17 protein-coding genes are annotated in these 19,896 nt (G+C 46.0%); 13 read left to right on the plus strand and 4 right to left on the minus strand.

Translation table 11 applies throughout. The annotated features are described in order from the left end of the window. Positions 1–13: 13 nt before the first annotated feature. Positions 14–1,072 carry a fatty acid desaturase gene (locus ACDJ58_RS11520; protein ID WP_413377993.1) on the minus strand — a complete coding sequence of 353 codons (1,059 nt, stop codon included), beginning with the start codon at positions 1,070–1,072 and terminating at the stop codon, positions 14–16. Between the two features lie 387 nt (positions 1,073–1,459). Here ACDJ58_RS11520 and ACDJ58_RS11525 point away from each other — a divergent pair, with 387 nt between their 5' ends. The 4 genes from ACDJ58_RS11525 to ACDJ58_RS11540 all read left to right on the plus strand — a co-directional run bounded on the left by ACDJ58_RS11525 (position 1,460) and on the right by ACDJ58_RS11540 (position 7,318). Next, positions 1,460–2,299 (plus strand): YitT family protein, encoded by an 840-nt coding sequence (locus tag ACDJ58_RS11525; RefSeq protein WP_064640909.1) that lies wholly within the window; start codon positions 1,460–1,462, stop codon positions 2,297–2,299. A gap of 225 nt (positions 2,300–2,524) precedes the next feature. Next, positions 2,525–3,721 carry an ROK family transcriptional regulator gene (locus ACDJ58_RS11530; RefSeq protein ID WP_413377995.1) on the plus strand — a complete coding sequence of 399 codons (1,197 nt, stop codon included), beginning with the start codon at positions 2,525–2,527 and terminating at the stop codon, positions 3,719–3,721. Positions 3,722–3,891: 170 nt separating this feature from the next. After that, positions 3,892–4,857: a sugar phosphate isomerase/epimerase family protein gene (locus ACDJ58_RS11535; protein WP_413377997.1), complete on the plus strand. Its 966-nt coding sequence runs from the start codon at positions 3,892–3,894 to the stop codon at positions 4,855–4,857. Positions 4,858–5,167: 310 nt separating this feature from the next. Next, a complete protein-coding gene (locus ACDJ58_RS11540) occupies positions 5,168–7,318 on the plus strand; it encodes a cytoplasmic protein (protein ID WP_413377999.1) in 2,151 nt (716 codons plus the stop codon). Positions 7,319–7,495: 177 nt separating this feature from the next. Here the strand turns inward: ACDJ58_RS11540 and ACDJ58_RS11545 are convergent, their stop codons facing one another. Next, positions 7,496–8,080 carry an AAA family ATPase gene (locus ACDJ58_RS11545; RefSeq protein ID WP_413378002.1) on the minus strand — a complete coding sequence of 195 codons (585 nt, stop codon included), beginning with the start codon at positions 8,078–8,080 and terminating at the stop codon, positions 7,496–7,498. Between the two features lie 299 nt (positions 8,081–8,379). On the opposite strand from ACDJ58_RS11545, the gene ACDJ58_RS11550 reads away from it, so the two are divergent. Next, positions 8,380–8,715 (plus strand): PadR family transcriptional regulator, encoded by a 336-nt coding sequence (locus ACDJ58_RS11550; RefSeq protein ID WP_024631897.1) that lies wholly within the window; start codon positions 8,380–8,382, stop codon positions 8,713–8,715. After that, positions 8,712–10,061 (plus strand): FtsW/RodA/SpoVE family cell cycle protein, encoded by a 1,350-nt coding sequence (locus tag ACDJ58_RS11555; RefSeq protein ID WP_413378004.1) that lies wholly within the window; start codon positions 8,712–8,714, stop codon positions 10,059–10,061. The genes ACDJ58_RS11550 and ACDJ58_RS11555 overlap by 4 nt, the downstream gene beginning before the upstream one ends. A 66-nt stretch (positions 10,062–10,127) precedes the next feature. Here ACDJ58_RS11555 and ACDJ58_RS11560 read toward each other — a convergent pair whose 3' ends face one another. Beyond that, positions 10,128–11,909, minus strand: a complete 1,782-nt coding sequence (locus tag ACDJ58_RS11560) for an ABC transporter substrate-binding protein (RefSeq protein WP_413378006.1) — start codon at positions 11,907–11,909, stop codon at positions 10,128–10,130. A 134-nt stretch (positions 11,910–12,043) separates the two neighbouring features. Here ACDJ58_RS11560 and ACDJ58_RS11565 point away from each other — a divergent pair, with 134 nt between their 5' ends. The 3 genes from ACDJ58_RS11565 to yidC all read left to right on the plus strand — a co-directional run bounded on the left by ACDJ58_RS11565 (position 12,044) and on the right by yidC (position 14,909). Beyond that, a complete protein-coding gene (locus ACDJ58_RS11565) occupies positions 12,044–13,663 on the plus strand; it encodes a DUF4153 domain-containing protein (RefSeq protein WP_413378008.1) in 1,620 nt (539 codons plus the stop codon). Between the two features lie 92 nt (positions 13,664–13,755). After that, entirely contained in the window at positions 13,756–14,106 is a 351-nt protein-coding gene (locus tag ACDJ58_RS11570) for a hypothetical protein (protein WP_176854315.1), read from the plus strand. Further along, positions 14,043–14,909 carry a membrane protein insertase YidC gene (gene yidC / locus ACDJ58_RS11575; protein WP_413378010.1) on the plus strand — a complete coding sequence of 289 codons (867 nt, stop codon included), beginning with the start codon at positions 14,043–14,045 and terminating at the stop codon, positions 14,907–14,909. The genes ACDJ58_RS11570 and yidC overlap by 64 nt, the downstream gene beginning before the upstream one ends. 144 nt (positions 14,910–15,053) lie before the next feature. Here yidC and ACDJ58_RS11580 read toward each other — a convergent pair whose 3' ends face one another. Then, a complete protein-coding gene (locus tag ACDJ58_RS11580) occupies positions 15,054–16,169 on the minus strand; it encodes a helix-turn-helix transcriptional regulator (RefSeq protein ID WP_413378012.1) in 1,116 nt (371 codons plus the stop codon). 128 nt (positions 16,170–16,297) lie between these two features. Here ACDJ58_RS11580 and ACDJ58_RS11585 point away from each other — a divergent pair, with 128 nt between their 5' ends. The 4 genes from ACDJ58_RS11585 to ACDJ58_RS11600 all read left to right on the plus strand — a co-directional run bounded on the left by ACDJ58_RS11585 (position 16,298) and on the right by ACDJ58_RS11600 (position 19,841). After that, entirely contained in the window at positions 16,298–17,005 is a 708-nt protein-coding gene (locus tag ACDJ58_RS11585; RefSeq protein ID WP_413378014.1) for a class I SAM-dependent methyltransferase, read from the plus strand. Continuing rightward, entirely contained in the window at positions 16,989–18,086 is a 1,098-nt protein-coding gene (locus tag ACDJ58_RS11590; RefSeq protein ID WP_413378016.1) for a saccharopine dehydrogenase family protein, read from the plus strand. The genes ACDJ58_RS11585 and ACDJ58_RS11590 overlap by 17 nt, the downstream gene beginning before the upstream one ends. 88 nt (positions 18,087–18,174) lie before the next feature. Further along, complete coding sequence (locus ACDJ58_RS11595) at positions 18,175–18,468, plus strand: hypothetical protein (protein ID WP_413378018.1); 294 nt, start codon at positions 18,175–18,177, stop codon at positions 18,466–18,468. Between the two features lie 80 nt (positions 18,469–18,548). Beyond that, positions 18,549–19,841: an amidohydrolase gene (locus ACDJ58_RS11600; protein WP_413378020.1), complete on the plus strand. Its 1,293-nt coding sequence runs from the start codon at positions 18,549–18,551 to the stop codon at positions 19,839–19,841. Positions 19,842–19,896 lie beyond the last annotated feature (55 nt).

Consider the following 19,896-nt stretch of genomic DNA (forward strand, 5'->3'; position numbering starts at 1 on the left):
GAATCCGACAGAGTTAAGGCTTCTCTGTCAGACCCGCTTGTTTGTTTACTCGAATAGGCGGTTGAACGTAAGGCTTGCGGGATAAGGTTTTGATCTCGCCGAAGCTGATGAATCGCTTGGATTCTTCATCCCACAGACGGAAGCGCAAGGCAGCCAGACTGGAACGCAGCGTAATCGTTGTAGCCTTCTGCAATGGCGGTGTTGCATTATGTGCTTCTTCCAAATAATAGTTGGGTACACGTGGGCTCAAGTGATGCACATGGTGGAACCCGATATTGCCGCTGATCCACTGCAACAGTTTAGGCAGTTTATAATATGAACTACCTTCTACAGCAGCCTTTACATAACTCCATTCATCTTCATGTTCAAAGTACGTATCTTCGAATTGATGCTGTACGTAGAACAGCCAGATACCGAAGAAGCCGGAGAAGAAAAATACGGGTGCTTGCACCAGTACAAAAGCCTGCCAGCCGATTAACCAGCACATGGAGGCATAAAGAGCTACGATCAACACTGTAGTCAGGTGAGTATTAATACGTTCTTTGCGTCTTGCACCTTTACGGTTAAAACGGTAGGCGAACAGGAATACATAAATGGGTCCAATACCAAACATGACAAACGGATTACGATAAATACGGTAGAAAAGCCGACCCCAAGGGGAAGCTGCTTTGTATTCTTCAACGGTCATAACCCAGATATCGCCTACACCACGTTTGTCGAGATTGCTGCTGGTTGCGTGATGTATGGAATGCTCGTTTTTCCATTGCAGGTAAGGCGTCAGGGTTAATACACCTGTAATCGTGCCGAGAATGTCGTTGGCACGTTTGCTTTTGAAGAATGAACCATGACAGCAGTCATGGAAGATGATAAACGTTCTAAGTACAAATCCCGAGGCTACGAGGGCAATCGGAAATGTTAACCAGTAGGACACGGACAAGCTAAAGTACGCTGCGGCCCATAATAATAATAATGGCAGTATGGAATTCACTAATTGTTGAATACTCAGGCGAAGATTATTTTTCTCATAAGGGGTGACTTCTTTTTTTAGCGCCATTTCCTTGGTTCTGCTCATAAACGTACGTCCTCCTTCAATGGTCAATAACTGTAATCAGTTATAACCTAACGCTTCCTAGGAAGAGGTCTCCAAGTGAGGCGTTTTTATCATTGTATAAGAATGCGTCCAGTGCAGTAAGTCATAAACGTCAGTATAGTGTAATGATGAATATCAATGATGACCCATGACATTTGTCATGGGTGGATGAAGTGAAGATGAAGTGAAAATGCTCTGTAGAGCCTAAAATAACAGTAATTTCAGATTCCTTTGTACAATTCGCGCAACAATTTGTATTATGTATACAAATTTTGTGCCGGGCATGGTAGAATCTATCATTGAGTGGTTATGACAACTTATGAAATTGGTTGATAGGTTGATTTTCTGATGGATTGGATGGAGTGCATGATGAAGAAAAGAATAACGGATATTCTATTTATTATGGCGGGTGCATTTCTGTTTGCACTTGCAGTAAACCTGTTCGTCATCCCGAATGATCTGGCTGAAGGTGGCGTTACGGGGATTACAATTATTTTGTATTACCTTTTTGAATGGTCTCCTGGACTGATGAACTTGCTCCTGAACGGTATTTTGCTACTTGTGGGGTACAAATTTCTGGACAGAACGACAACGGTGTATACCATTATTGCGGTGGTATTTAACTCGCTGTTCCTGCACCTAACCGAGAGCTGGACGATCGCATCGGACGAGCTCTGGATCAATACTATTTTTGGTGGATTATTTGCCGGTCTGGGTATCGGCATGATTGTTAGAGTAGGCGGCACAACGGCGGGCACCGTTATTCTGGCCCGGCTTGCCAATAAATATCTGGATTGGAACATCAGTTATGGACTGTTATTCTTCGATCTGATCGTGGCGTTCTCGTCTTTCTTCATTATAGGGCCGCAAGGTTTGATGTGTACGATCGTCATGTTGTTCGTCGGAACCAAAACGATGGAGTTCATTATTGAAGGTCTCAATCCGAAAAAAGCAGTTACGATTATATCTACCAAACAGGATGCCATTGCTCAACAGGTCATTGAGAAGATGGATCGGGGAGTCACCGTCCTGTCTGGTCATGGCTACTATACAAAGAACCCGAAAGAGATCTTATATATTGTCATTAGCAAACAAGAAGTTCCAATGCTGAAGAAGATTGTGCGAGCGGAGGACGAAATTGCTTTCATAACGATCCATGATGTGCGTGACGTATTTGGTGAAGGATTCATTGAATTGTCCAAATCGTAATGAAACGTATATATAAGGAAGTAAGGAGCTGCGGTGTTTATCACTGCGGCTTTTTTTGATTTACATAATGTAAAGTCGAAATTGAATGATTACGATGAGATCAGGCCTTGATTTTGAAATCATATCATCCGATACAGACAAAAAGCTGTACACGTTTTAAAGCCGATGATATATTAAATTTAATTCGTTAAGAAACTTAACTAACTATAAAAAGGAGGCGATAAAATGGCTGGCACACCGAAATATATCCGCAATCTGAACGAGAATTTGATTATGGATGCGCTGATCGCAACTGGTGCGATGTCCAGGGCAGATATCAGTCGTCAAACCGGACTCAGCAAACCTACGGTGTCGTCAGCAATTGAACATCTAATTGAACGAAACTTGGTGCTGGAAACCGGTAGAGCCGATAATGCCCAGGGTCGTAAAGCGACACTCATTCGATTCAACGAAACAGCTTATTATGTCTGTGGCATCGATATTGGGGCAACCCGAATTCGGATCGCACTCTCTGATCTGAATGGTGAGATTCTGGATTACAGAACGTATCCAACGTTATCGGTCCAATGTGGTGATCGAGCAGGGACGGCAATCCTTGATGTTCTTCGAAGCCATATGGGTGAATTACTGACGGAAAACCAATTGAACTGGGAGCAGATCCAATGTATTGGTTTTGGCATTCCAGGTGTTGTACTGCCGGATTCTGGAGATATTGATCGAATCGTTGCCCCGTTAGAGGGATTGGAAAAGTTGCTCTCACTTGAATCATTGTCGGAAGCCTTCCCGTGTGAAGTGATCCTGGAGAACGATGTGAACCTGGCTGCACTGGGGGAGTACAGGAGGGGAGCCGCAGCGGATTCCAATCTGTTTGTTTTTTTCTCCATCGGTACTGGAACAGGTGCAGGCATCATGGTGAACGGACAATTGCTACGAGGTATGGGTGGGTTAACAGGCGAGCTCGCGGAGATGTTGTTGGAAGAGGATCGTCGATTGGAGGATGTGTTGTCAGCGGAAGGTCTGATGGAACTAGCCAAGCGTCAGTTGAATGCAAATCTTCCTGAGGGCCCTGATTCTGGTATAGAAGGACATCGTGAACACCAGACTCCTGAGGAACTGTTCGAAGCTGCCCGAAGTGGAGAAACGCAGGCTGTGCAGATTCTGAAACAATACAGCCAAATGATCGCTTCGGCTCTACGTCATATCTGTGTCGTTCTTGCTCCCCATCTCATTGTACTTGGCGGAGGTATTGGGGGAAATGGGGATGTGTTATTGCCATTTCTGAGACAGATCGTATCTGAACAATTCCCGGTGAAGCCGGCACTGATCTGTTCAGAGCTGGGCGAGCGGGCTGTAGTGACTGGAGCAGTGCAGGTGGCATTACAACAGACGGTGCTGAATCTTCAGCAAGAGGCACTGGAATAAAGGCGTTACTTCATTATAGAGGTAAGTTGGATGAACCGGACGAGATTGATATTGGCTTAACCGCGAACAAAATGAGATTTGAATTAAACATCAGCTAGGCTGATTTAAAAATAGAGAAGATTCATCAGACATTGAACGGGTTGAACATCACATATTAGGAGGACAAAGCTATGTTTACCGACAAAAAGGAATATTCATTTTCGACTTGCTGGAACATCAAACGTCATACTACTGGTGAGGGCATGATAGAGGAGATCAAATCCTTGGGGTTCAGACATGTGGAGCTGAACTATAACGTGACGGACGAATTGCTGCAAACGATTGAACCGATGATTGAACGGGGAGAAATCGGCATATCCAGTGTGCACAATACATTTCCGCATGTAGCTGATCCCGATTATGGAACCGACTCGGTTCTGCTCGGTTTCGACGATGAGCCTCGTCGTAAGCGCGCCATTGAACTGCTGCTCCGTTCAGCTGAATATGCACACCGGTATGGTGCGAAGGCAGTCGTCGTGCATCCAGGCGAGGTGCCGTTTGAATATAATATTGATGAAGCATTGAAAAAGATATATCACGATCAAGGGCCGGACTCCTCGGACTATCAATCGTTGTGGCAAGAAATGCTGGAGAAGCGTGAGGCGAGTAGCGCACATTACCTGAAGCGGATTCAGGAGAGTCTGGAAGAAGTGTGTGAGTTGTCTGAACAGCGCGGATACGGAGTGAATTTCGGCATTGAGACCCGATCACGCTGTTACCAGATGCCGACGCTGCAGGAGGCGGGCGCACTTATCCGCGGTATGAAAGGGGCACCCCTCGGCTTATGGTACGACATCGGTCACGGCATGATGATGGACCGAATGGGGCTCTATGATAATGTACGCGAAGCAAATGAATTGATCGACCATGTCGTCGGGGTCCATATTCATGAGACGGTAGGCTTGTCGGATCATTGGTGTCCTTATATCCATAGTAAGGACATGGCGTTTTTTGATTCATTCCTAGATATCATTGATCGTTCTCCGGTCAAAGTATATGAGTTGAAAGCAGCCTGCACACCGGGAGAGATTGATGAGAGTCACCGGTTAATTACAGCTCGTATCGCTGGACGTCAAGCGGCACGTCAGCACGGATAATCTGGCAAGTGAACAGCGACGATAAATAAACGTAAAGAGAGCGGGTCAGAATAATCTTACCTTTCGGGTTAAGTGGTATTCTGCCGCTCTCTTTCCCCATGTGATATTCTCTAATCTGCAATTATAAGATATAATATGCATTAATCAGGCTATGGTATCCCTTCCTTCTGAACTCTTACAATGGCATTAGGGGTACCGCTTCCCTGATTTTTTAGTTTTTGGACCGTGTCATACATATGAAGAACCGCCACAAGCTAGGCCAAGTATACCAATGCTGAATATATTATCGTCATGTGGGAGAGTACAAGTGATGGACTTATTCTCAATCTATTTCAGCAGGAATTTGAAAGTGATCATCGCAGAGCGCAAGGGCAAGCTGCCTGTGCGTATATTGGCGACTGCACTGAGAAATTTGGAATCGCTGGGATATACGTTTTCGACGAAACTGATAGATGTGCTGCGCACCTGGGAACGTGATAGATTCATTTCCTGGTTCGAGCGACTGATGGACGAGCTTCGACAGATAAAAGGAATCAATTTAAAGGAAACCCTCGTGTATCCCAGATTTCCCAAGCAGAAAATGAATATTCAGGAAAGTAAATTTTATTTAAATGCTTTGATGCATTGCTGGAGACAGCAGTCTTTTGAACAGGAGCAGCGCATATTACTGCTCAACAAGCTGCGGCTGCGTGTGATTCATCTCGGCAGTGAAGCAGATTTTTACCAAGTAGGAAAGGACCTGCTTACAGCAAAATCTTCGTTAACGCCAGTTGCAAGAGAGCAGTTGATCTGGTTTGCAACAAAATACGAAGGCTGGGCTGCATTTGAGCCAGAGGCAGGGCAAATACCTGTGAGGGAAAATGCAGCCGTTTATTGTGCGGCTTTATTAAATGCGGGACGGACTTCGATGGAGCAATTCCAGCGGCATTTGCGCACAGCAACAGATATACTGCGGCTGGCGGTGGCCTGTTCTGATGGAGATGTCAGTCTGAAGGAGAATACCCGCTTCCGTTCATTTACTCGATCTGAACGCAGGGTAATACTTGCTTTAATGGAAAGTGTTTCGGACCCGTTGGAAGATTTGTTTCGATATAAAGGGCGCTGGCAAAGATTGGCCGAACGACTGCATCCGGGTGAGTATCGACACCGTTATCCAGGGGCAGTAGCGGCGCTGGACCAGTTGCGAGGCGGGGAACGACCGCTTACCTTTCATGGCAAAGTGGAGCGGGCATTTGAACAGATGGATAATCAGCTTATTGTGGAGACGCTTGCGGAACGTCCGGGAGAGATGATCGGTCAGCTGGACCGAATGATACGTTCCGGTGTTCCGGTACAGCAAGTGATCGACAAAATGGAAACTGTGGAAGAGAAGGTATCGACAAGGGCGCTGCTTCGAGTGTTGGCCCATTTCAGCACACGGACGGAGTTTCAGGTCAGGAGGAGCTTTTTCCCAAAAGGCAACACGGCAAATCTGTATGTCTCCACTCAGCCGCTGCCGCCTCTCAACGTTGAGGATGTTCATACGGTAATATCTGCGGTAGAGAATACTCTGTTGAAACGGTTTGCCGTGCTTCCACCACTCGGTAATGTCTATATTGATGAAAGACTTCAAGAGTTTTCGGTTCCATGGGGAAAACGTCGGGCAAGCGAATCCCTTCGAGCTCTATCGCGTGCGTCATGGATATCGTTACCCACAGGAGATACCGTTCGCTTTTTCCTGTGGTGGAGGGAAGGCATGGTGGGTGATGAACCAACTGGTCATGTGGATACCAATCTATCAAATGTACTGAATGATGAGGATTGGCGTTATATGGACCAAACATCCCGGAATCATCTGCAATCGAATGAATATATAGCTGCAAATAGCGGGTTTATGGTGACAGCACTGGATGGAGCGGCGAGGTATATGGATCTGCATTTGCCGTCCGTTTCTAGGTTAGGGGCACGTTATATTGTAATTATGGTTAACGCATTGAGGGATAATACTTTTAAGGATTTGCCGGAGTGTTATGCTGGCTGGATGATGCGTCAGGGGCCACAGTCGGATGAAATGTTCGAACCTTCAACGGTGCAGGAGCGAATTGATCTGACGGCAGATTCCCGTATTTGTATTCCGGCCATTATTGATATACAGGAGCGGCGCATTTTGTGGTGCGATCTTGGCTTAAAGAGACAGCCTAAAGCGCATCTTCCGGTGGAGAACTACAATGCCGATTTGGCTTTGATCGCTCGAGCAATGACGGAGTTGAAACGACCGGATTTATATACCTTATTCATGCTTCATGCTAAAGCGCGGGGAACATTGGTTGAGACATTAGGGATGGCCAATCTCGTATTTACAGCAGAACTGGAATCCAATCGTGTGGCTGAAGTAGCAGAGTATCTGACAGAAGGCCCACCCGTGGAGCGCACCGTGATTACACCTCTGGAGCAAGAGTATATTATGAAGCAGTTTTTGTAACGATGTAGGTTCGAATGTATGGTCATAGATCATTGTAAAAGGGGTATTTGTCACGTTGGACCTGCGCGGGTCACCATGACAAATACCCCTTTTGGGTGTGGATTATATATTTCTGAGCCTATAAGTAGCATGAAAGAGAATGGAGAAGTTAAAGGTCATTCCATTCCATTTCATATTTTATTCGTACATTCGTTGTTCCACTTCAGCAAAAGCGATATCAAGGTTCTCATCGGAATTATCGATATAAGCCACGGCTGAGGAAGGCAACGGCCAGGCCACTTGCTTACGGGCAAGTGAAGCTGTGAAGGCATCCCAGTTCTCCAGCTTCCACTCATCCAGAGGTGATTGTCTGGCTGTAATCCGCTCACGATATAACGCTTCATTTGCAAGATAAATATAGGCCACACGTACATCCGTATCATCCAGGTAACGTCCAATCCGTGCGAGTTCCTGCTCGATCCAGTCCGGAGTTCCGATTTCTTTGGTAAAGGGCCCCACAACCACGGTATCGATACCCAATTGCACGTTGTCCAGTGCAGCATCCATCGTAATACGGTATCCCAAGTCACGACATAGCCTTTTGTATTCCGGTGAATCCCGATCGGATGGATCGAGTCCTTGTAGGGTCATTATTGCTTCAGCAGCTGGACGCAGCAGGATATCCATATCAAAAAAAGCAGCTTTATATTTACGCGAGAGGGCTTTAGCAAGGGTTGTTTTGCCGCTCCCGGCCCCGCCAAGAAAGAAAATCAGTTTGCTCATGGTTTGAATTGCCTCCTCATAATCGATAGAAAGAATATGTAATGTGTGAGTAAGAATAAGAGATTCATGATGACACCTCTGGTGTGAAATAACTTGTTTATTTTATCATAAACGCCTGCAATTGATAGCTAGACAGAAAAGGAAGGATCAGGTAATATTATACCTAGTTTTACTATGCATAGATTTCCGATGTATATAGCTAAGTAGTTTTATTAGGTTCATGTTGAAGTTTTAAGAAGTCTGGTAAAAGTGGTTGTTGTTATTGGACGTGGAAGCATGAACAAAAGGGAGTGACAGCTTTGCAGGTAAACAAACAAATGATTAAAGGCAGCACGGAGACATTGATTCTTACGCTTCTGAAGGAACAGCCACTTTACGGTTATGAATTGATCAAGGAACTCCATCGTCAATCCGAAGGTGTGTTTAATTTGAAAGAAGGTACGTTATATCCCATTCTGCACGCGATGGAGCTTGAGGGATGGGTGGAGTCTTACTGGATGGAGGTTGAAGGTAGGAAACGTAAATATTATTCCATTTGTGACAAGGGTGTGGAGGCGTTACAGCATAAAAAAGCCGAGTGGCTTTTATTCCGCGGTGCCGTGGATCGGGTGCTTGGGGAGGGAGGCTTAACATGACGGATCGACATGAGAAGATTAAACATTATCTTGATCAACTGTGTAGTCAGGTTAAGGCACGTGAAGTACATACCGATCTACGTGATGAGCTTGGTAACCACATGGAAGAAATGATGTTGGACAAGGAGCAAGAGGGACTGAGCCAGGATGAGGCAGCTGCATACGCCATTGAGCAGATGGGTGATCCCGAATTGGTGGGCAAAAGTATGCACCGCTTGCATCGTTATCGTATGCATTGGGGGCTGTTAGTTGGATTAATTGGATTGTCTACAGTAGGCCTGTTGTTAATGTGGATTTTTACGATGAATGTAACAGAGGAAAGGTATCAGTTCTTATATCGCGGTCATGTGGTGTACACCGTTATAGGTGTAATGATAATGTTGTTCTTTATTTACTTTGATTATCGTAAGTTGAAAAGAGCAGCCTGGTGGATCTACATTCTACTTAATGTCATGTTGTGGATCAGTCCAATGATAACTACGGATATTCATGGTAATAGCAGGTACTGGAGCTTATTTGGATTAACGATAGACCTTACCATGGCTTCAGTGTGGATTTTGCCACTTGCTATAGGTGCCATTATGCTTGATAAGCTTCGTTCCAATTGTAATATGCAATCCATTTTGACCTACATTGCAATGGTAACGTTCCCCGCAGTACTATTGTTTCAAACGTTGGACTGGGTTCGCTTGTTTCTGTTTGGCATAATGTGCATTATTTTATTTGGCTGGCTCACGCTAAAACGGCTTTATACCATCGTAGGTGCTGTTATTACAGGAAGTGTTTTTGTATTGTTATTGTTTTTTGCAGATCAATACGGACGCCTGAAGAGGCTCTCTGTCGTTTTGAATCTTCAGGATGACCCATACGGAAGTGGCTATAGCAACAATTCCATTATTGAAATTATTCGATCATCCGGCTGGTGGGGTAATGGGATTGGTACAACGTTCGACATGTTTAAAACGAGTTATTTCGATTACCCAGGTGTGCTGCTCATTGATGTGTTTGGCTGGTCAGCCGGGATACTGTTATTGGTGGGTGTCATCTGGTTTGTTGCCAGTATGATGAAGATACTTCCTCGCATTCGGGATGATTTCGGTCGAATGATTATTGTCAGTATTACCGCCGTGTTTGCATTGCAAATCATCTATTCGTTGGCGATGACCACCGGGATGGCTCCGATTCTTAGTATTTCTTTTCCTTTTATTGGATACGGAAATCACCTGATGTTTGATTATGCCATGCTCGGTTTACTCCTCGGTGTGTACCGTCGGAAGGATACCATTTCGAAGAGAAATGAAAAAATACGGCAGAAGGTGGATGCCGAGCCAATGACCAGTTCATAGGCATCCAAAATCATTACCGCATCTTGAAACGAAGGGATTGTTATGCTCGTTTAACGAGCATTTACTTTACGGGAACCAGATGTGTCGGAGATTTACCCATCCCTGGCTGTTGAAGGAGAGACCACGAACGGAAGGCAGATAAGCAGTCTCCACAGGTTTTTCAGTTAAATGGAATAATAGACTCTGCTGCACCAAAAATTGTTCAATCCGATCCAGTTCGGCAGTTCGGTCTGCGGATATTTGCGAAGCAACAACGGTTTGCAGCATCTCTTGTACACTCTTCTTGGAAGAGTCCTCCAGATGCTCGGATAAAGTGAGATAAAGATCGTATCTGCGCAATTCTTCATCCCGGTCCCGAATCAGGGAGAAGAGAATCAGATCGGATTCCAGTCTCAGGTTCCCTTTGAATTGCTCCATCGTGCCTATGCGGACAGTACATGTGAAGCCGTACATTTCCAATGACGATGCCAAACGTCTGGCATCCATCCGATATTGAGGAATGGTTGTGATGTGCAAGGGGATAGGTAGATCAAAAGTAGGGTGCTGAGACAAATAAGTCAATTCTTCTGCATTCATCAACACTTTATCAGCATCTCCTGGATCACCTTCATTACTTTCATTCATGCCATTCCCATACAATTTAGTAATACACTCCTGAACATGTGCTCTTACATCCGGATCGCTTAGCGGTCTGGTTTTTTGTGTATTACAAGTGAGTAATTTGCGCACCATCACGCCTGCACTAATCTGTGTCCAGTCCCTACCCTCAGACGAGGATGGATTATGAACAAGGTGGAAGAAGGGAGATTCGATATCTTGTTTTTCATCCAAATGTGCAGGGGTACTCCACGGAATTTGTAGAATATCTACTCGGTCCAGGTGGGCTCTGCCTTGAAAATACATCGGAAAAGCTTCAAGTCTGCACAGGTGATTATCCCAGGTTGTGACCTTGAAAGGGCCCGTTCCTATAGGCTTCTGCATGGTATTCGGTAGATCTGGTTCATTTTCTTCATCTTTATGTTGCCCGTACGGGGCTTGTGAAGCAACAATCGCTGCACGGCTCGTAGAAAGAAAGGGCAAAAACAATTCGTGTGGGGCTTTGAGTTTGAAACAAACGGTCAAAGGATCTGTCGCTTCAATCGATAGAATTTGTTTGCTCACATCGCGGTATAATGTCCGTCGTTCTGTGGATTGCAGTCGTTCAAATGTATACACCACATCCGCGGCTGTCAGCAGATGTCCATTGTGAAAAGTAATGCCTTTACGCAAATAAAAGAACCATGTTTTCCGATCTGAACTGACATCCCAGGTATGAGACAGACAGGGAACAATCTTTCCATTTTCATTACGTTGAACCAGCCCGTCGAACACATGGCTGGTGACAAAAGATTCGGCGAGCAAATTGATGTAAAGGGGATCAAGCGCATGCAGCTGTTGGCGGATCGGTAACCTGAGCGTATCAATCCGCTCGTTATGGCTACCAGCTTCCGTATGGTGTCCAGAATAACCAAGCAGCCACTGGTTTAGGTGATCCTGCATTGTCGTAGAACTGGAGAAAGCACCAACCTGTTCGGCGGCTTGCTGCAACTCGCGGCGATTCATGGCCTGCATCATGTATTCTGCTGCAATTTGGTCAGCCGGAACAAGCAGGGTCAGTGTAGAACGCCGTCCACGTCCGCGCTGGGACACCCACCGAATCCATTCGTGGGCAACCATTTTTTTGACGATCGTTAACGTGTTACGGTGTGTACAATCGAGCAGTTCCGCGAGGTCAGAGAGCGTTACTTCATGTTCTAACAGTTGACCAAACCGGCTATGGAGCAGCAAATATTGCTGATGTAATTTCAAGGTTTTGATTCCTCCTGGAGGTTGTAGCTGATGCAATATAATAAAATAAGAAGTTTTATCGTTTTTAATTTCTATTTATATTCTTATTTTATCATCTAGAATGAAACCTAGAAAGTTTAATGGAGGTTTTTCCCATGATTGATAAAATAATGGCTTCACCCAACCGCGCTTTAATTACGCTACTATCCGCATTAATGTTAGCTATCATTCATCAGTATTTGTTCTATGGTAATGAGATTGGTGTTTCTTATCCCATCTTTGTTATCCTCTTTTATGGCTTTATGTTCTTGTTTGCCGGGGACCGCATGCGGCCATTGACCATGATTGATGCTTTTATGGCTGGGGTGGTGCTGATGCTGGCGCTAACGTTTCTGTTATACGACAATGAACCGCTGCGTATCCTTAATTTCCTGGTCGTACCGGGACTTATTATTTTACATATGACTTATCTGGTCGGCAGAAAACAGAGACAATGGTGGGACATTGGATTGATCGGTACCGCGATGGACCATTTGCTGCCACAATCCATCCGTCATTGGGGAACGGTCGCAAGCATTGTTGTGAAAACAGGAGGACGTGGGTTAGGTAAAACGCAGAAAACGGCTGCTTTCAAAGTATTCATTGGCCTTATCGCATCCGTTCCCATCCTCATCGTGGTCGTAGCACTGCTCTCCTCTGCAGATGGGATTTTTAATCAGTATTTATCTGGTTTTCCGGAATGGTTAAATCAACTGACACTGACACCAGGGCTGCCGAGAGTGATCTGGATTCTCATTGCGGGCGTTTTATTGTTCAGTTACGTATGGGGATTCGTGCAGCCGATGCAATATGAAGCAGAGAAAAGAGAGAATGCACATTGGAAAAATGAAAAAGCTATTGTATCTGCTTCAGAAATCGAAAAGCGAGAAGACGTTTCCGTGAATTCCATACAAGAGAATCAGACAACGAATAAGATCTCACCAGACACGATTCATTCTCAAGCTCATCGTGTACCTTTTAGATTGGACCCCGTCATTGTGGGCACTATGCTGCTGGTTATCAACTGTGTGTACGTTTTGTTTGTGCTTGTACAATTTTCTTACCTTTTTGGAGCGGGTGAAGGACAGCTTCCGTCAGACTTGTCCTATGCAGAGTATGCAAGAAGTGGATTTGTGGAGCTGATACTGGTAACAGGCATTAATTTTTTCATCCTGATCATCGCCCTTCAGTTCACGCGTTCAAGCGGCAAAATAGGTTCTGTTGTGCAACAGGTGCTGCTCTTTGTCCTGGTGGGTTGCTCCGCAATCATGCTGTACTCGGCGTTTATACGCCTCAACCTGTATGAACAGGCTTACGGATATACCTACATTCGATTTCTCGTACATGCATTTATGATTTTTCTGGCCCTGCTGCTGCTTATTGCCGCTCTTCGAATCCGTTATACATCCATACCCTTGATCCGCTGGTATATTGTACTGTCCCTTGCAGCCTATGTGGCAGTCAACTATGTTGGCATGGATAATCGTATTGCAGAGCTTAATATTGCACGATATCATCAGACAGGCATTATTGATGCATCCTACTTGGCGAGTTTATCTGCTGATGCCGTTCCTCTACTACGAGAGTTTGCCCAGAGGGAGTACCCGAATTTGAAAGGGGAAATGTTGGATCGTCAAGCCAACTTCTACTTGGGTGAAGCAGAGAGTTCATGGACTTCTTTTAATACGGCAAGACATAGAGCTAAGCTAGAATTGTCCACATTGAGAATGGAATGAATTCATCCACCTGTTTTCCAGCAATGAATTTATGCAAAATCAATATGTAAGTGTTATACTATAAAAACTAACCTATAAAGGGGGTGAATCCCTTGTTTGAACTTCAGGAATTGATACCGTATATATTTTCACTCGGACTCATTTTCACAGTCAGTTACGCTTATATTGCCCATCTGCATTGCGGCATTACAGAGTACTGGATGGAAGGTGGGGCCGGAGGTGGTCTGGAACCTGGATTGCCAACCTTGTCCTTGGACGGACAACACAGACCTGAAGCTTTAAGTCGAATTGTCAGACGAAGAGAATCCCCGGATGAAGATGAACCAGATTGCCATTCCTCGTTGTATGTACTTTCTACAAAACAACGAGGAGGATATATATGGAACATAAGACAAGCAAGGGGTTCACTTTTACATCTGGCAAGGGACGGATCTATGGCCTAATTGCAATTCTTTTTGCGGTTATGCTACTGGCTGGATGCAGTAACAACGTCTCAGAGATTAATTCATCAACACCAGGGTTCTTTAACCATTATGTTGTATTTCCACTGTCGTATCTCATTCAGCACATCGCAACGATATTTAATGGAAGTTATGGGGTAGCCATTATTGTGATTACCCTCGTTATCCGTCTTGCGTTGTTGCCATTGATGATGCGACAAGCAAAATCTCAGCAAGGAACCCGAGTGATCATGAATGCTATGAAGCCGGAGATGGATGCGCTCAAGAAAAAGTATGAGGGCAAAAACGACCCAGCTGATAAGCAGAAGCTTTCGCAGGAAACGATGGAGCTGTATAAGAAGCATAAGTTCAATCCGCTGAATATCGGATGCTTGCCACTGCTGATTCAGTTGCCCATTTTGTCAGGTATCTACACGGCTATCCGGCTTACGCCGGAGCTGTCTTCACACTCTTTCCTGTGGTTCAAATTAGGAGCGCCTGACTATGTGCTTGCAGTCGTGGTAGCAATAATTTATCTGATCCAAGCCAAGGTTTCGCAAGCCAACATGGCTCCGGAACAACGAAAACAGTTCGCAATCATGGGATACATCTCTCCTTTGATGATGGCCTTTTTCTCGCTTTCGGCACCTGCAGCGATGCCGCTGTATTGGATGATCGGCGGTTCATTCCTGGTCTTGCAGACGTTATTGTTCCGCAAATTGTATCCGGTTGAACACCCGCAAGAACCCGTGGCTGTGCAGGTAAAGAACAAAAACATCAAACCTGCGAAGCCCGCTAAGTCCTAAGTTTTCACTCATGAGAATGGTGCAGTAGAAGCGTATAAATATAACGTATGTGTTGATCTAACTGATGTTCTTCACCATAATGTAGCGCAAAGATGCCTTGTCCCATGGGACAAGGCATCTTTTTGTATGTCCAGGTTATAACCTTCAAATAGCTGGTTCATCAGACAACTGGAAACGGGATACAAAATACCAGATTAGCTCACGGCGGGAGGATACGTCTGTTTTGGAAAAAATGGATTTTAAATGATCTTGTACCGTGTAGGCTGATATATGCATCGCTTCAGCAATTTCTTTGGAAGAATAACTGCGCAGCACGTAACCCAATAGTTCCCGTTCCCGAATGGACAACCCATGACTCTCGGCGAGTAAAGGCAGTAAGTCCTGTGGCATAGCCTGTTCAAGCCTGATCGCAATCTGATCCGGGCCTGAAAACTGTTGCATGCGGCTGGCATAAAGCACGAGGTAACGACCATCCAGGAGTTGAATGCAGACTTTGGAGGGCGAAGGATGGGAAGGCTCTTGCGGAACTGTCGAATCGGTATGTGTACGAATCTGACGCTGTAAATGCGAACTGACTGCACGGACTGGGCGTGGCAATACATCTGGTCCCACATGCTCCAGTAAACGTAATTGCGATAGCCAATATTGAGCGGGAGCGTTCACGGATAACAGCTCGAAAGCGTCGGATGTGATCATAATACCTGGGTCAGAGGGACTTCCGCTCTTAATCTCGTCCACAAGAGTCAGACTTGTGGATCGTAACATCAATGCAATAGAAGGTGTCCAGGCCTGAATGCTCAGTCGCTCCTCTTCCGTGAATAAGGGTTGTTCCGTCTTGCGATATAGGGTTAGATACCCCCAACAGGCTCCGCCACTGACCAGTACAGCCCGAAGTTCATCACCGAAACCTGCTGGTTGAAGGATGTTATGATATCGAGCGCTGGATACTGGGTTTCCGCTTATCGATGCCCGAAGAATCGCTGTATACTCACCGCTGCGAATCAAATCAGCATACTTATGTATGTCTTCTTCCATGTATTCATTAACGAACAGCCGATTATGAATGGCTTCAATGCCGTCTTCCGTCACGGCACCCGTTGAGAGAAGAGTCTGTGGATCAACCGTTGTGAAGCAATACGCTTCATAGGGAACGATATTCTGAATTTGTTTCAATACAGCTTCCCGGTAGGTGCGCGAGGTCCAGGTTCCTTTTTCGAGAGAAGTAATGAGTCGCTGGTTCCGTTCCATACGTGATGTCATAAAGCTTTCTCCTCTCCTCATGCAGATATCCCATTGTTCTGGGATTGTACGCTCTGCGTATCCTTTTATAATGAAATTAGACGAACGAAGAGTCAAGTCTAACTTGAATCCATGAGGAGTGTAGTACGATGGACCACAATCAACCATCTATGAGCTGGGATACGGCGGATGAAAACCGTTACGAACAATCGATAGCCCTGAAAATTCCGGGTTATTCTCATATGCATGATCTGATGGAGCGGCTGCTTGCCGCTTCTATCACGGATAACAACGAGGCTAAAATACTAATTGTCGGAGCCGGTGGAGGTAAGGAAATAGCTCTGCTTGGTTCTCGCCATGCGGGATGGACGTTTACTGGAGTAGATCCTTCCCAGCCGATGCTTCAGTTAGCAGAGAGAAGAGTCCAGGAAGCGGGGGTCGACGCCAGAGTGCAACTTAAATCAATAACGCTTGAATCGTTGCCGGAAGAGGGGGTATACGACGCGGCGACAAGCATGCTAATGCTGCATTTTATTCAGGGGATCGAGTCCAAAAGACGGTTCCTGTCCAACCTTGCGGCCAGACTTAAGCCTGGAGCTCCACTCATTATTGCAGCAGTGAATGCCGATCTTCATTCGTCTGTATATCCAACCATGATGCAAGCCTGGCAGGATCACATGTTAAGTAATGGTATTCAGCCTGAAGAATGGGAGCGGTTTGCAGCTTCCCTTGGCCGAGAGTCGGATCCCATCTCATCTGAACGAATGATAGAGCTTATGGAAGAATGCGGATTCTCGCACATTACACGTTATTTCGGAGCATTCTGGGTGGAGGGATATTATGCGAAACGAATCTAAAGTAGAGTCTGTGAAAGACCAGATTTGGGTTGTTGGCGGATATGGTCAGGTGGGGCAAATGATATGTACGCAACTGGGACGCTCGTTTCCCGGCAAGGTATGGGCGGCAGGTACGCGGATGAACCGGGCTGAGGAATTCAGCCGATCTACGGGTGGTATAGTCCAGCCGCTTCAATTGGATGTACGAAAAGCGATTGATCCTGTTGTGCTTCAATCGGTCAAGTTGGTGATCATGTGTGTGGACCAGACGGATACCCGATTTGTCGAGGCTTGTGCGAAAGCAGGGACAGATTATATCGATATTTCGGCCAATTATGACTTTCTGGGTCAGGTCGAACAGTTGCATTCCAAAATGCAGCGTTCCAAAGCAACAGCGATGCTCAGTGTGGGACTGTCGCCTGGTGTGACCAATCTGCTTGTGCGTGAAGCAGGTGCCCGTATGGAACAAGTGGACGAAGCGGACATCACCGTCATGTTGGGACTGGGTGAGAAACACGGGAAAGCCGCGGTGGAGTGGACTGTGGATCAGATGAATGCTACCTATCAGGTCATGAAAAAGGGCAAGCCAGCCGAAGTGCAAAGTTTTCACGATAGTAAATGGATTGATTTTGGCGCAGACCTGGGCCGCAGGAAAGCGTATCGGTTTAACTTTTCGGATCAACACGTCGTTGCTCGTACACTTCGTATTCCAACGGTGTCCACCCGGTTATGTCTCGATTCCCGTTGGATGACCAGATCCATGGCAATCTCGAAACGTATTGGTCTGTTCACGCTACTGCGTATTCCCTCCCTTCGTAATGGTACGGTCAAGGCTTTTGGGGTTATTCCCGGAGGGGAGCCGATGTTTGCAGTTAAGGTAGATGCAGTGGGATGGAAAAAGGGCAAACAAGTCCATGTCGAGCAGCTGCTGGTTGGCGAGCGTGAAGCAGATGCAACAGCAGCAGTTGCGGCGGCAGTAGCGGAGCGAATGTATCGGACGGAACTGCCGCATGGTGTTTTTCACATTGAACAATGCCTTTCCTTGCAGCATATTCAGGAAGCACTTCGTTGTCCATTGAAAGTAACAACGAAGATCACGTAAATCATATATGTTGTTGGATCATTTTTTTGCTCAGGCTCTCCGATCTGCTATGATGGAACAAATAATCATGCTAGAACGGAGGGAGATCATGAACTGCATTGCTGTATTGCCTTATTACAAAGTACAGAGAGAAGTGACGGGTCTCGCACAGAAAGTACTGCAGAGCGATCGGTCCATGATCCTGTACTCGGACAAGATTGTAACCAAATACCGCGAGTTTAACATTACTGAAGTGTTCGACATGTCCTTTCGGAGAATGGGGAATGAAGGTGGTTTTTTCTATCTACATACCAGCACCGGGGTCTATCCTTATATGGTCAACATAGATCCCAAGCCTTTTATCCAAAGTTTCAGAACAATGACGACTCAAAAATTAACTTAATCTTGACCTTACCGTTACGTGAAGGCTTATCCTCGGATTTGGAAGTAAGGCAATCCAAACCTAGAGGAGTTGTGAAACGAATGAGTATATTAATCCAGCAAGCCACAATCTTAACGATGAAAGACACCGATTCCCCCTTCAAGGGGGATATTCGCATTGTAGGCGACCGTATCGCAGAGATTGCTCCCCACATTCAGGCTCAACCGGGTGATGAGATTATGGATGGTCAACATAAACTGGCAATGCCGGGCCTGATCAATGCTCACCAGCATACACCGATGAGTCTGTTACGAGCATTCTCGGATGATCTGAAGCTGATGGACTGGCTTGACCGTAAGATGCTGCCTGCAGAAGCCCGGATGACACCCGAAGATATATACTGGGGAGCACAATTATCCATCGCCGAGATGATCCGTTCAGGAACTACAGCTTACGCTGATATGTACATTCACATGAATGAAATCGCAGAAGCGGTAACGGAAACCGGTATTCGGGCATCGCTCACACGCGGAATGGTATTCGTGGAGGATGACGGAGGGCGCAGATTACAGGAAGCGGTCGATTTGGTGCAGCGTTGGTCGGGTAAGGCTGAGGGTCGAATTACGACGATGTATGGCCCGCATTCTCCCTATACTTGCCCAGTAGAACCTTTGCGGGAAGTCATCGCGATGGCGGAACAGGAGAACGTGCCCATCCATATTCATCTGGCTGAGACGAAAGAGGAAGTTGTGAAGATTCGTGAACGCTATGGCATGACGCCAACGGAGTATTTGGAAGAGGCAGGTGTGTTTGAAAAAGCACACGTACTGCTTGCCCACGGCGTACACCTGAATCGCAGAGATATTGGCAGATTGAAAGGCATGCGTGGTGGAGTAGCGCACAATCCGGTCAGCAATCTGAAGCTGGGCTGCGGAATTGCCCCAATTACCGAGATGATTGCACAGGGAATTAATGTGGGTCTTGGAACCGATGGGGCAGGAAGTGCGACAACCGTCGATATGTTTGAAGAGATCAAGGCTGCGACCTGGCTGCAAAAGCTGGATTATGGTGACCCTACCCGGTTGTCGGCAAGAGAGGTACTACACATGTCTACACGGGGAAGTGCAGGTCTGTTGAACCTTCAGGATGAAGTAGGTGTGCTGAAAGTTGGGCGCAAGGCCGACCTGATTCTGATTGATCTGAAGAAACCGCATTTGCAGCCGGTTCACGAGCTGGAATCATTGCTTGCATACAGCGTGAATGGCGCCGATGTAGATACCACCATTGTGAATGGCCGTGTGCTAATGAGAGGCAGGCAGCTGCTAACGATTGATGAGGAAGAACTTTTCCGTCAGGTAGAGGTTCGGGCGAAGCGTATTGTTGAAGGGATTTGATTTTTGACACTTGCAGTGACTTGATATGGTTCACACCTCAAGTTGCTGCAGGTGT

It is taken from the genome of Paenibacillus taichungensis, from assembly GCF_047302525.1.
Taxonomy (GTDB): Bacteria; Bacillota; Bacilli; order Paenibacillales; family Paenibacillaceae; genus Paenibacillus; species Paenibacillus taichungensis_B.